General features: G+C 68.5%; 13 protein-coding genes. 11 read left to right on the top strand and 2 right to left on the bottom strand.

The genetic code is table 11. The annotated features are described in order from the left end of the window. Window position 1: 1 nt before the first annotated feature. From AC0KUR_RS02850 to AC0KUR_RS02885, 8 genes are all read left to right on the top strand, one after another. Window positions 2-922 (top strand): ABC transporter permease, encoded by a 921-nt coding sequence (locus AC0KUR_RS02850; RefSeq protein ID WP_069704541.1) that lies wholly within the window; start codon window positions 2-4, stop codon window positions 920-922. Then, entirely contained in the window at window positions 919-1,761 is an 843-nt protein-coding gene (locus tag AC0KUR_RS02855; RefSeq protein ID WP_473375317.1) for an ABC transporter permease, read from the top strand. Before AC0KUR_RS02850 ends, AC0KUR_RS02855 begins: the two co-directional genes overlap by 4 nt. 40 nt (window positions 1,762-1,801) lie before the next feature. Continuing rightward, a complete protein-coding gene (locus AC0KUR_RS02860) occupies window positions 1,802-2,875 on the top strand; it encodes an ABC transporter ATP-binding protein (protein WP_034185571.1) in 1,074 nt (357 codons plus the stop codon). Window positions 2,876-2,916: 41 nt separating this feature from the next. After that, window positions 2,917-3,735: a transporter substrate-binding domain-containing protein gene (locus tag AC0KUR_RS02865; protein ID WP_049035690.1), complete on the top strand. Its 819-nt coding sequence runs from the start codon at window positions 2,917-2,919 to the stop codon at window positions 3,733-3,735. Between the two features lie 43 nt (window positions 3,736-3,778). Next, entirely contained in the window at window positions 3,779-4,543 is a 765-nt protein-coding gene (locus tag AC0KUR_RS02870; protein ID WP_473375463.1) for an amino acid ABC transporter permease, read from the top strand. Continuing rightward, a complete protein-coding gene (locus tag AC0KUR_RS02875) occupies window positions 4,540-5,196 on the top strand; it encodes an amino acid ABC transporter permease (RefSeq protein WP_049035687.1) in 657 nt (218 codons plus the stop codon). The genes AC0KUR_RS02870 and AC0KUR_RS02875 overlap by 4 nt, the downstream gene beginning before the upstream one ends. Before the next feature lie 41 nt (window positions 5,197-5,237). Beyond that, window positions 5,238-5,963, top strand: coding sequence for an amino acid ABC transporter ATP-binding protein (locus AC0KUR_RS02880; protein ID WP_473375318.1), 726 nt, complete (start codon window positions 5,238-5,240; stop codon window positions 5,961-5,963). Window positions 5,964-6,042: 79 nt separating this feature from the next. Next, window positions 6,043-6,945 carry a LysR substrate-binding domain-containing protein gene (locus AC0KUR_RS02885; RefSeq protein WP_124671348.1) on the top strand — a complete coding sequence of 301 codons (903 nt, stop codon included), beginning with the start codon at window positions 6,043-6,045 and terminating at the stop codon, window positions 6,943-6,945. A 216-nt stretch (window positions 6,946-7,161) separates the two neighbouring features. Here the strand turns inward: AC0KUR_RS02885 and AC0KUR_RS02890 are convergent, their stop codons facing one another. Continuing rightward, the gene (locus AC0KUR_RS02890; protein WP_226103882.1) at window positions 7,162-7,803 is read right to left on the bottom strand and encodes a TetR/AcrR family transcriptional regulator; all 642 of its coding nucleotides are present in this window, start codon (window positions 7,801-7,803) and stop codon (window positions 7,162-7,164) included. Window positions 7,804-7,906: 103 nt separating this feature from the next. On the opposite strand from AC0KUR_RS02890, the gene AC0KUR_RS02895 reads away from it, so the two are divergent. The 3 genes from AC0KUR_RS02895 to AC0KUR_RS02905 are packed head-to-tail and all read left to right on the top strand — an operon-like array spanning window position 7,907 to window position 11,386. Beyond that, a complete protein-coding gene (locus tag AC0KUR_RS02895) occupies window positions 7,907-8,809 on the top strand; it encodes an SDR family NAD(P)-dependent oxidoreductase (protein ID WP_034188266.1) in 903 nt (300 codons plus the stop codon). After that, the gene (locus AC0KUR_RS02900) at window positions 8,806-10,380 is read left to right on the top strand and encodes a flavin-containing monooxygenase (RefSeq protein ID WP_473375319.1); all 1,575 of its coding nucleotides are present in this window, start codon (window positions 8,806-8,808) and stop codon (window positions 10,378-10,380) included. Before AC0KUR_RS02895 ends, AC0KUR_RS02900 begins: the two co-directional genes overlap by 4 nt. 7 nt (window positions 10,381-10,387) lie before the next feature. After that, window positions 10,388-11,386, top strand: coding sequence for an alpha/beta fold hydrolase (locus AC0KUR_RS02905; protein WP_343726281.1), 999 nt, complete (start codon window positions 10,388-10,390; stop codon window positions 11,384-11,386). A 50-nt stretch (window positions 11,387-11,436) separates the two neighbouring features. On the opposite strand, the gene AC0KUR_RS02910 is transcribed toward AC0KUR_RS02905, so the two are convergent. Next, window positions 11,437-11,835, bottom strand: a complete 399-nt coding sequence (locus tag AC0KUR_RS02910) for a carboxymuconolactone decarboxylase family protein (RefSeq protein ID WP_034188269.1) — start codon at window positions 11,833-11,835, stop codon at window positions 11,437-11,439. Window positions 11,836-11,901 lie beyond the last annotated feature (66 nt).

Below are 11,901 nucleotides of genomic sequence, written 5' to 3' on the forward strand. Positions count from 1 at the left end.
CATGGCCTCGCTGCCCTCCTCCCGTCACGCGGAGCCGGTCGCCGCCGGCCAGGCCGGCGGCGCTCAGGCCGCCGCCGCGCGGCCCGGCGTGCCGCCGTGGCTGCTGCTCGCGCCGGTCCTCGCGTTCCTCGCGGTGCTCGCGGCCGCGACGCTCACCGTGCTGCGGATGAGCGTCGGTACGCCGGGCGACGAATGGCGCACATTCACGCTGCAGAACTACGCCGATCTCGCCGATCCGTACTTCATGCATTCGCTGTGGCTCACGCTGCGCCTCGCGTTCGAGAGCATGGTGTGCGCGATGCTGCTCGCGATCCCCGTCGCGCTGGCGATGGCGCGCGCCGAATCGCGGCTCGCGCGGCGACTCATGCTCGCCGGCGTACTGCTGCCGCTGCTCGTCAACCTGCTGCTGCAGGGCTACGGCTGGCTCGTGATGCTCGGCCCGGCAGGCTTGCTCAACCGCTCGCTGCTGGCGGCCGGCATCGTCGAACGGCCGCTGCAGCTCCTGTACCGCGAACACGGCGTGCTGCTCGGGCTGATCCAGACGGCATTCCCGCTCGCCGTGCTGCCGCTGTCGAGCGCGCTGCGCGCCGTGTCCCGCTCGTACGACGAAGCGGCCGCGACGCTCGGTGCGACGCGCTGGCAAACGCTGCGGCACGTGACGTTGCCGCTCGCGATGCCGGGGCTCGTGTCGGGGGCGCTGCTCGTGTTCGCGTACAACGCGAGTGCATTCGCGGTGCCGCTCCTGCTCGGCGGCCGGCGCGTGCCGATGCTCGCGGTGCTCGTGCACGACCAGGTCGCGCCGCTGCTGAACTGGCCGGCCGCTTCGGCGTCGGGTGTCGTGCTGATGGGTGCGACGCTGGTCGTGATGGCCGTGTCCCAGCGCCTCGTGCGCGCCGTGCAACATGACGAGGTGACCCGATGAATGCCCTTTCGCCGCGCGCGCCGCTGCCCGGCCGCCTGAGCCGCTCGACCGGCGCGCTCGCGACGCTCGTGCTGTTCGCCGCCGCGATGCCGATCCTGACGATGATCACGATGTCGTTCGGCTCGTCCGGCACGCTCGAATTCCCGCCGCGCGATTTCAGCCTGCACTGGTACCGCGCCGCCTGGCAGACCTTCGTGACCGGCGACGCGGGTAGCGCCCAATCGATGGGCGCCGCGCTGACGACGAGCCTCGTCGTCGCGATCGCGACGATGCTGGTCGCGACCGCGGTGTCGGTGCCGGCCGCCTATGCGCTGTCGCGCTACCGCTTCCGCGGCAAGACGCTGGTCGAACAGCTCGTCGCACTTCCGGTCGTCTATCCGCTCGTCATGCTCGGCCTCGCGCTGCTGCTCGTGTTCAACGCGCTGCCGGTCGAGCTCGGGTTCGTGCGGCTCGTCGTCGCGCACGTGATCCTGACACTGCCTTTCACAGTGAAGAACTGCGTCGCGTCGGTCGCGTCGATCGGCTCGGAATTCGAGGAAGCCGCGTGCCTGATGGGCGCGAGCCCGCGCCGCGCGTTCGTCGATGTCGTGCTGCCGCTGATGCGCCCGGGCGTCCTCGCCGGCATGCTGTTCGCGTTCATCGTGTCGTTCAACGAATTCACCGTGACGTTCTTCCTGTACAGCGTCGACACGATGACGCTGCCGGTCTGGCTCTACAGCCGCACCGTGTCGTCGCTCGACCCGACCGTGTTCTGTTTCGCGGTGTTCACCGTCGCGATCGATTTCGCGCTGATCTGGATGCTCGAAAAACTCGTCGGCGACAAGGGCGTCGCGCTCTGACGCGCGTACGGCTCCGCCTTCGCCCATCCAAGGAATCCCCATGACCCAGCTCACCCTCCAGAACGTGACGAAGCGCTTCCATCACGCGTATGCCGTCGATCACGTCGATCTGTCCGTGCCGGACGGCAAGCTCGTCTGCTTTCTCGGCCCGTCGGGCTGCGGCAAGACCACGCTGATGCGGATCATCGCCGGCCTCGAGACACCGACGTCGGGCACGATCACGTTCGCCGGCCGCGACCTCACGCACGTGAGCGCCAACCGGCGCGATTTCGGCATGGTGTTCCAGTCGCTCGCGCTGTTCCCGCACATGACGGTCGCGCAGAACATCGCGTATCCGCTGCGGCTGCGCAAGACCGCCAAGGCCGCGCAGGCGCGGCGCGTCGCGGAGCTGCTGGAGCTGATCCAGCTTCCGCACCTGGCCGACCGGCTCGTCACGCAACTGTCGGGCGGGCAGCGCCAGCGGGTCGCGATCGCGCGCGCGATTGCCTCTTCGCCGCGCCTGCTGCTGCTCGACGAGCCGTTGTCGGCACTCGACGCAAAGCTGCGCGAGGCGATGCAGGTCGAGATCCGGCTGCTCCAGCAACGGCTCGGCATCACGACGATCATGGTCACGCACGACCAGCGCGAAGCGATGACGATGGCCGACGAGATCGTCGTGATGGAGAAAGGCCGCATCCAGCAGGTCGGCCGGCCGCTCGACATCTATCGCGATCCGGTCAACGAATTCGTCGCGGATTTCATCGGCCTCGGCAACATCCTGCCGGTCGCGTGCGATGGCGACGACGCGATCGTGCTGCCCGGCGGGCAGCGGCTCGCGATCCGGCGCGCGCCCGACACGCCGCGCGCGGACGACGCCGTGCGCCTGCTGATTCGCCCCGAGGACGTGTGCGTGCGCCCGATCGCGGTATCGCCGTCCGCACCGAACACGCTCGCCGGCACGGTCACGTTCGTGCGCGACGTCGGTGCATCGATCGAGGCGACGATCGATTGCCGCGGCTTCACGCTGACGGCCGCGACGACGCCACGCGAGACGCCCGACCTGCACGTCGGCATGCCGGTCGCCGCCGAACTGCCCGCGCATGCCTGCAAACTGATCGCCGCACGCGGCGCCTGATGCCCTTTCCCTCCCTCCAGCGCAGCAACAAGGACTTCACCATGAACGCATCGACCCAAGCCCACCGTCTCGTGCGACGCCTGTTCGCCCGCACCGCCCTCTTCTGCGCCTGCACGGCGGGTCTCGCGGCCATCGCGCCGCTCGCTCATGCCGACGCGCTCGACACGATCGCGAAATCGGGCGTCGTGCGCATCGGCGTGTTCGAGGATTACCCGCCGTTCGGTTCGATCGGCCCCGACATGAAGCCGCAGGGTTACGACATCGACATGGCGACGCTGATCGGCAAGGCGCTCAATGCGAAAGTCGAGCTCGTGCAGGTCACCGGCGACAACCGGATGGCGTACCTCGCCGACCGCAAGACCGACATGCTGCTGTCGGTCGGCCAGACGCCGGAGCGCGCGAAGGTGATCGATTTCTCGAATGCGTATGCCCCGTACTATCTCGCGGTATTCGGCCCGAAATCGCTCGCGGTGAAGGGCACCGCGGATCTCGCCGGCAAGTCCGTCGCGGTCGCGCGCGGCACGCTCGAGGACCTGAGCGTGAGCAAGGTCGCCCCGCCGAACGCGACGATCAAGCGCTTCGACGATCCGAACGGCGCGATCGCGGCGTTCCTGTCGGGACAGGCGCAGCTGCTCGTGGTCGGCAACGACGTCGGCGCGACGATCATCGCGCGCCACCCGTCGATCGATCCGGAGCAGAAGTTCTCGCTGTTCAGCTCGCCCGATCACGTCGGCCTGAACAAGAACGAGCCGCGTCTGATGCAGAAGGTCAATGACGCGATCGCCGGCGCGAAGAAGAACGGGACGCTGAACACGCTGTCGCAGAAGTGGCTGCACGCGGCACTGCCGGCCGACCTGTGATGCGCGCCGCGCCCGCCCCGCATGCGCGACGAAAGGTATCGTGATGACCTACGTGTTCGACTTCAGCGATTTCGACCTCTACGCCGGGATGCTCGCGCGCGGGATCGGCGTGACGCTCGGCCTCACCGCGGCCTCCACCGTGCTCGGCGGCCTGATCGGCACCGCCGGCGCGTGGGCCGCGCTCGCCGGCCCGCGCTGGGCGCGGGCGCTCGTCGCGGCCTACGTCGAACTGATCCGCAATACGCCGTTCCTGGTCCAGCTGTTCTTCATCTTCTTCGGGCTGCCCGGGATCGGCGTGCACATCGACGAAGCGCAGGCGGCCGTGCTGGCGATGACGGTCAACCTGGGCGCGTATGCGGTCGAGATCCTGCGCGCCGGCATCGAATCGGTGCCGCACGGGCAGACGCAAGCGGCACGCGCGCTCGGGCTGCATGGCCGGCAGGTGTTCGGCCAGATCGTATTGCCTCAGGCACTCGCGAACGTGTACCCCGCGCTGCTTGGGCAAGTGCTGATCGTGATGCTCGGCTCGGCCGTCGTGTCGCAGATCTCCGTGCCTGACCTGACCTACGCGGCGAACTTCATCCAGTCGCGCAATTTCCGTGCGTTCGAGATCTACATCGTCGTGACCGCGATCTATCTGCTGCTGTCGATCGCGCTGCGCATGCTGCTCAATCGCGTCGCCCGCCGGCTGTTTGCGGGCCGTGCATCGCACGGTGCGGCCGCCGCACCGCGCCGATCGTGCGGCGCCCGCTTCAGGTGGCGCCTGCGCTCCCCTGAAACCGGCCTCCCGACCGAGCGGGCACGATGATCGAATTCACCTTCCAGGATATTGCGTGGAACCTGCTGCTTGCCGCACGTTGGACCGTGCTGCTGTCGCTGATCACGTTCGTCGGCGGCAGCGTCGCCGGGTTCGTGCTGCTCGCGATGCGCATCTCGCCCGTGCCGGCGCTGCGCCGCTTCGTGATCCTGTACATCGCGCTGTTTCAGGGCACGCCATTGCTGATGCAGCTGTTCCTCGGTTTCTTCGGACTGCCGCTGGTCGGCATCGACGTGACACCATGGGTCGCCGCGTCGGTCGTACTGACGTTGAACGCGAGCGCCTGTCTGGCCGACATCTGGCGCGGCTGCGTGGACGCCGTGCCGCGCGGTCAGTGGAATGCGGCGGCCAGCCTCGGCATGACGTGGACGCAACAACTGCGTTACGCGGTGTGGCCGCAGGCATGGAAAATCGCCCTGCCGCCGACCGTCGGTTTTCTCGTGCAGGCGGTGAAGAGCACCGCGCTGACGTCGATCATCGGGCTGACCGAACTCACGAAAACCGGCAACATCATCACCAACGCGGTGTTCAAGCCGTTCCCGATCTACGCGATGGTCGCGCTGCTCTACTTCGCGATGTGCTTCCCGCTCACGTGGTACGCCCGCGCGCTCGAGCGCGGCTACCGCGCCGCGAAGGTACGCTGAACCGGCGCCGCTCGCGCCTGATTACGATGCAGGTATTCCCCATGATTTCCATCAGCAACGTTTCGAAGTGGTACGGCCAGTTTCAGGTCCTCACCGACTGCACGACCGAGGTCAAGAAAGGCGAAGTGGTCGTCGTGTGCGGCCCGTCGGGTTCGGGCAAGTCGACGCTGATCAAGACCGTCAACGGCCTCGAGCCGTTTCAGCAGGGCGAGATCCTCGTGAACGGCCAGTCGGTCGGCGACAAAAAGACGAACCTGTCGAAGCTGCGCTCGAAGGTCGGGATGGTGTTCCAGCATTTCGAGCTGTTCCCGCATCTGTCGATCACCGAGAACCTGACGCTCGCGCAGGTCAAGGTGCTCGGCCGCGGCAAGGACGAGGCGACCGCGAAGGGCGTGAAGCTGCTCGAGCGCGTCGGCCTGAAGGCGCATGCGCACAAGTTCCCGGGGCAGCTGTCGGGCGGCCAGCAGCAGCGTGTCGCGATCGCGCGCGCGCTGTCGATGGACCCGATCGCGATGCTGTTCGACGAACCGACGTCCGCGCTCGATCCCGAGATGATCAACGAAGTGCTCGACGTGATGGTCGAACTCGCGCAGGAAGGGATGACGATGATGGTCGTCACGCACGAGATGGGCTTCGCGAAGAAGGTCGCGCATCGCGTGATCTTCATGGACAAGGGCGCGATCGTCGAGGACGACCGCAAGGACGACTTCTTCTCGAATCCGAAATCGGAACGCGCGAAGGACTTCCTCGCGAAGATCCTGCACTGAACGATGCCGCGGTGCGTCGTGCCGGACGACGCGCCGCCCCCCTGCCCTTCCGGTCGCCCGCTCCACATCCGCCTTTCCGATGAGACGACTTCCCTCCTTCAACGCGCTGCAGATATTCGACATCGTCGCCCGACACGGCAGCTTCACGCGCGCCGCCGAGCAGCTGTGCCTGACGCAGGGGGCGGTGAGCCGGCAAATCCTCGCGCTGGAGGCGTTCTACCAGTTCCCGCTGTTCAAGCGCACGCCGAAGGGCCTGACGCTGACGGCGGAAGGCGAATTGCTGTTGCCGACGGTGCGTGAAAGCTTTGCGCGCATCGAAGAGGTGTCGATGCGCCTGTCGCGCCGACGCACCGAGCTCGCGCTGAAGGTGCCGACCTGCGTGATGCAGTGGATGCTGCCGCGGATCATGCGATTTCAGTCCGAGCACCCCGAGCTCCAGGTGCAGATCACGACGACCTGGGGTCATCACGTCGATTTCCGCATGGAACCGTTCGATGCCGCGGTGATCTACGCTCCCGGCGCCGGCCCCGACATGCATGCGATTCCGCTGTTCGAAGAGCGGCTCACGCCCGTATGCGCGCCGGACCTGCTGGAGCGGCAACCGCTCGCGAGCGTCGACGACCTGACCCACCATACGCTGCTGCATCCGACGCGCGATCACCGGGACTGGAAACACTGGCTCGACCATGCGGGCGCACCGCACGTCGACTCGACGCGCGGACTGAGCTTCGAGACGCTCGACCTCGCGACACATGCGGCGCTCGACGGTTACGGCGTCGCGATGGGCGACCGGACGCTCGTCGACGAAAGCGTCGCGGCGCACCGGCTCGTGACTCCGTTCGACGTGTCGCTGCCGACCGGGATGGGCTACTACTTCGTGTATCCGGGCGGGGCCGAACAGCAGTACAAGATCCAGCTGTTCGGCGACTGGATCGCGGGCGAACGCGAGCGCCAGACCTCGGCATTCAACCAGCCGGCGTGAGCCGGCCGGCCGCGCGCAGGCCTGCGCGCGCCGCGATTTCATGGGGAACCACGCCGTCGATTCGTGTCCGCACGGCCAATGTTCATTTATTGAAAAGACGGCCCAATCACGCAAACAGACGACACTTCACTCCGCGTGCCGTGCGGTTACCACCTTGTTTTCATGTTCAGCCTGCCATTGGCGAGGACCGAACACGGCCGGCGCGACGCCATCCGGTCAGCCGATCTCCCGCAACGTCCCCAGCAGCACCTTGCGGCAGCTCGAGATCATCTGCGCCTCCGGATCGCGATACCCGGTGAGCAGCCACGCCGCGCCCACGTTCGTCATCGCCCCCACCAGCGCGAGCCCGATCAGCCGCTGCTCGGTGCGCTCCGCGGGCGTCCCGGCCTCGCCCGGCGCGCCGATCGCCATGATCAGCTTGCCGAAGTCGATCAGCATGCGCTGGTAGGTCATGTCGGTATCCGCGCTCACGCCCATCACCTCGAGCAGCAGCACGCGCGCCGCGCACGGATCGCGCAGGAACGCGAAGAACGCGGCGAGCCCCGCGTCGACACGCTCGCGCAGCTCGCCGCCGCGCGCGGCCACCGCCTGCGCGACCGCATCGTGCAGTTGCTGCGCGTGGTGCAGGTAGGTGCAGCGCAGCAGATCCTCGGTACTGTCGAACGCCGCGTAGAAATAGCGGTCGTTCAGCTTCGCTTCCTGGCAGATCGACCGCACGGTCGCCTTGCGGAACCCGACCGTGCCGAACACGCGCGTCGCCGCGCCGATCAACGCGCCGCGCCGCTCGGCGGCCCGTACCTCGGGCGCCACGCCGCCATACGACCGGCCCCGTTTTTCCGTTTCGAGTGCTTTCTCCATTCCGCTATTTGACATCAGGACACCCGAAAACTAAAGTGGTGACGACCAACACCACAATAGACGCGCCGCCGACGCAGCGCAAGCGGAACGGGAGGAACGACGGATGAAGGGGTTTTCCGGGAAGGTTGCCGCGATCACGGGCGCCGGTTCGGGCATGGGCCGCAGCCTCGCGGTCGAGCTCGCGCGGCGCGGCTGCGAGGTCGCGCTCGCCGACGTCAACGAAACCGGGCTTGCCGGCACGGCGGCCGCCTGCGCGCGGCACGGCGTGCGCGTGAGCACGCGGCGGCTCGACGTCGCCGACCGCGACGCGGTGTTCGCATGGGCCGATTGCGTGCGCGCCGAGCACGGCAAGGTCAACCTGGTCTTCAACAACGCGGGCGTATCGCTGGCCGCCAGCGCCGAGACCGCGCGACTCGCCGATCTCGAATGGATCGTCGGCATCAACTTCTGGGGCGTCGTGCACGGCACGCAGGCGTTCCTGCCGCACCTGCGCGCGTCGGGCGACGGGCACGTCGTCAACACGTCGAGCCTGTTCGGGCTCGTCGCGATGCCGACGCAAAGCGCGTACAACGCCACCAAGTTCGCGGTGCGCGGCTTCACCGAGGCGCTGCGGATGGAACTCGAACTCGACGGCGCGCCGGTGAGCGCGACCTGCGTGCATCCGGGCGGCGTCGCGACCGGCATCGTCGACGCGGGCCGCGTCGATACCAGCATCCACGCACTGACGGGCCAGGACGAAGCAACCCATCGCCGCCAGGCGAACCGGCTGATCAACGCAACGACGGCCGATGATGCCGCGCGGCAGATCCTCGCGGGCGTCGAACGCAATGCGCGCCGCGTGCTCGTCGGCGCCGACGCGCGCCGGCTCGACCGGATCGCGCGCCTGCTCGGTGCCGGTTACCAGTGGCTGATGCTGCGCCATGTGCGCCGCGCCCGCGCACGCAACCTCGAACGCGCCCACGCTCCGGCCGCGCTCCCGACCACGCCGACCAAGGACCCCGCATGACCTCGACGACGACCGACCGGCGCGACGCGCCGTCCGCCTCCGGCGCCCGCCGCGACGGCAACGACCTCGACGTGCTGATCGTCGGCGCCGGCCTGTCCGGCATCGGCGCCGCGTATCACCTGAAGCAGCGCTGCCCGTACGCGAGCGTGGCCATCGTCGAAGCGCGCGACGCGATCGGCGGCACCTGGGACCTGTTCCGCTATCCGGGCGTCCGTTCGGATTCCGACATGTTCACGCTCGGCTACAGCTTCCGCCCGTGGCACAGCGACAAGGCGATCTCGGACGGCCAGACGATCCTCGACTACATCCGCGACACCGCGCGGGCCCACGGCATCGACAAGACGATCCGCTACGGCCAGAAGGTCGTCGCGGCCGACTGGGATTCGAACCGCGCGCGCTGGACGGTACGCATCGAGCGCACGCAGGACGGCGCGACCGACACGCTCGTGTATACCTGCCGCTTCCTGTTCATGTGCAGCGGCTACTACGACTACGACGCCGGCTACCTGCCCGACTGGGCCGGCATGGACACGTTCGAGGGCGAGCTCGTGCATCCGCAGCACTGGCCGAAGGACCTGTCGTACGCGAACCGGCGCGTGGTCGTGATCGGCAGCGGCGCGACGGCCGTCACGCTCGTGCCGTCGATGGCGGCCGATGCGCAGCACGTGACGATGCTGCAGCGCTCGCCGACCTACATCGTGTCGCTGCCCGCCCGCGACAAGATCGCGAACGCACTGCGCCGCGTGCTGCCGTCGCGGCTCGCCCACCGGCTCGTGCGCGTGAAGAACGTGCTGCTGACGATTTACCTGTACAACGTATCGCGCCGCAAGCCCGAGCAGACGAAGAAGTTCATCATCCGCGCGGCCGGCAAGCAGCTCGGCCCCGACTTCGACGTCGCGAAGCACTTGACGCCGCGCTACATGCCGTGGGACCAGCGCGTGTGCCTCGTGCCGAACGGCGACCTGTTCAAGGCGATCCGCGCGGGCCGCGCGTCGATCGTCACCGACGAGATCGAGCGCTTCACGCCGACCGGCCTCGAGCTCAAGAGCGGCCAGCAGCTCGACGCGGACGTGATCGTCACGGCCACCGGGCTGAAGGTGAAGATGCTCGGCGGCGCGCGCGTCACGGTCGACGGCCGCGCGGTCGACCTGCCGGAAACCGTGTCGTACAAGGGGATGATGTACAGCGACGTGCCGAACCTCGCGTCGTCGTTCGGCTACACGAACGCGTCGTGGACGCTGAAGGCCGAACTGATCGCGCGCTACGTGTGCCGGCTGCTCAACCACATGCGCGCGAACGGCTACGACACGTGCGTGCCGCGGCTCGGCGCCGGCGAACTCGGCGACGTGCCGGCCGTCAACCTGAGCTCGGGCTACATCCAGCGCGCGGCCGGCATCCTGCCAAAGCAGGGCCATCACAAGCCGTGGAAATTCCACCAGAACTACGTGCGCGATCTCGCATCGCTGAAGTTCAGCGCGCTCGCCGATTCGGCGATGCATTTCGAACGCCGCGCGAAAGCCGGCACGGCTGCCACGGCGCCGGTTGCCGAACCCGCACTCGAACCCCGTTGAGGCCGACATGACCCCTGTGCTCCATCTGATCCAGAACGTGCTGCTCGGCGTCGTCGCGGTACTCGCCGCGCTCGCGCTGTTCACCGCTTACGTGGCCCGCCGCGTGACGCGCGCGTTTCCGCCCGAAGGCCGCTTCGTCGACATCGGCGGCGACCGCATCCATTACGTCGAATACGGCAACGGGCCGCCGATCGTGTTCGTCCACGGGCTCGCGGGGCAGTTGCGCAACTTCGCGTACCTGCCGCTTGCGCGGCTCGCGCAGCGGCATCGCGTGATCCTCCTCGACCGGCCGGGCGCCGGCCGCTCGCTGCGCGGCGCGGGCTCGCAGGCGAACGTGTTCGCACAGGCCCGCACGGTCGCCGCGTTCATCGACGCGCTGCGGCTCGACAAGCCCGTGCTGGTCGGCCATTCGCTCGGCGGCGCGATCGCGCTCGCGGTCGGCCTCAACCACGCGGACCGCGTGAGCCGGCTCGCGCTGATCGCGCCGCTGTCGCACGAGCAAACCGAGCCGCCGGGGCCGTTCAAGCCGCTGATGCTGCCGTCGCCGCTCGTGCGCCGCTTCGTGTCGTGGACTTTCGCGATCCCGCTGACGATCCTGACCGGCCGCAAGGCCGTGCGCCAGGTGTTTGCGCCGGAAGCGGTGCCGCGCGACTTTCCGGTCAAGGGCGGCGGCCTGCTCGGGATGCGCCCGCACGTGTTCTACGCGACGGCGACGGACCTGCTGTCGGCGCCGGTCGACCTGCCCGCGATGGAGCGACGCTACGCGGATCTCGCGCTGCCGGTCGACGTGCTGTACGGCCGCGCCGATCCGATCCTGAACTGGCGCGAGCACGGCGAAGCGCTCGCGAAGAAATCGGCGCGCGTCCGGCTGACGGTCGTCGACGGCGGACACATGCTGCCGGTCACGATTCCCGATGCAACGGCCGACTGGCTGCTCGACGTGGCCGCCGCGCCCGCCGAGGTGCCGGCCGAGGTGCCGGCGCAAGCGGCACGGCGCATCGCGTAACGACGAAGCCCGGCCTGATGCCGTGCCGCGCGGCGGACGCTGCCGCGGAATCAGGCCTCGTCGTCGGGGATCGGCAACCCGAGATCCGATATCACCTCGCGCGCGGTCCGGAACGCCTCGACCGCGGCCGGTGCGCCCGCGTACAGCGCGCTGTGCAGCAACACCTCGCGGATTTCGACGAGGCTCGCGCCGTTGTTGAGCGCGCCGCGAATATGCCCCTTCAGTTCCGTGCTGCGGCCGAGCGCCGCCAGCATCGCGCACGTGCACAAGCTGCGCGTCTTCAGGTCGATCCCGCCCCGTTGCCACGTGCTGCCCCACGCGTGCTCGTTCAGCCAGTTCTGCAACGGGCGCGAAAACCCGTCGAGATCGCGCATCGCGCGCTCGACGAACGCCTCGCCCATCACGTCGATCCGCCGCGCCTTGCCGTCTTCCCTGTCCTGTTCGCTCATGTCGGTGTCCTGGTTGGAGTCGCGGCCGCTTCGGCGTCGCCGGCGGCCGCGGGGTGTCGTGTCATG

The sequence above is a fragment of the Burkholderia sp. YHN3-13 genome (assembly GCF_055810675.1).

Excerpts from the sequence above, each read along its gene's own strand:
- AC0KUR_RS02850 (WP_069704541.1), top strand. The coding sequence starts at position 2 with ATGGCCTCGCTGCCCTCCTCCCGTCACGCGGAGCCGGTCGCCGCCGGC.
- AC0KUR_RS02855 (WP_473375317.1), top strand. The coding sequence starts at position 919 with ATGAATGCCCTTTCGCCGCGCGCGCCGCTGCCCGGCCGCCTGAGCCGC.
- AC0KUR_RS02860 (WP_034185571.1), top strand. The coding sequence starts at position 1,802 with ATGACCCAGCTCACCCTCCAGAACGTGACGAAGCGCTTCCATCACGCG.
- AC0KUR_RS02865 (WP_049035690.1), top strand. The coding sequence starts at position 2,917 with ATGAACGCATCGACCCAAGCCCACCGTCTCGTGCGACGCCTGTTCGCC.
- AC0KUR_RS02870 (WP_473375463.1), top strand. The coding sequence starts at position 3,779 with ATGACCTACGTGTTCGACTTCAGCGATTTCGACCTCTACGCCGGGATG.
- AC0KUR_RS02875 (WP_049035687.1), top strand. The coding sequence starts at position 4,540 with ATGATCGAATTCACCTTCCAGGATATTGCGTGGAACCTGCTGCTTGCC.
- AC0KUR_RS02880 (WP_473375318.1), top strand. The coding sequence starts at position 5,238 with ATGATTTCCATCAGCAACGTTTCGAAGTGGTACGGCCAGTTTCAGGTC.
- AC0KUR_RS02885 (WP_124671348.1), top strand. The coding sequence starts at position 6,043 with ATGAGACGACTTCCCTCCTTCAACGCGCTGCAGATATTCGACATCGTC.
- AC0KUR_RS02890 (WP_226103882.1), bottom strand. The coding sequence starts at position 7,803 with ATGGAGAAAGCACTCGAAACGGAAAAACGGGGCCGGTCGTATGGCGGC.
- AC0KUR_RS02895 (WP_034188266.1), top strand. The coding sequence starts at position 7,907 with ATGAAGGGGTTTTCCGGGAAGGTTGCCGCGATCACGGGCGCCGGTTCG.
- AC0KUR_RS02900 (WP_473375319.1), top strand. The coding sequence starts at position 8,806 with ATGACCTCGACGACGACCGACCGGCGCGACGCGCCGTCCGCCTCCGGC.
- AC0KUR_RS02905 (WP_343726281.1), top strand. The coding sequence starts at position 10,388 with ATGACCCCTGTGCTCCATCTGATCCAGAACGTGCTGCTCGGCGTCGTC.
- AC0KUR_RS02910 (WP_034188269.1), bottom strand. The coding sequence starts at position 11,835 with ATGAGCGAACAGGACAGGGAAGACGGCAAGGCGCGGCGGATCGACGTG.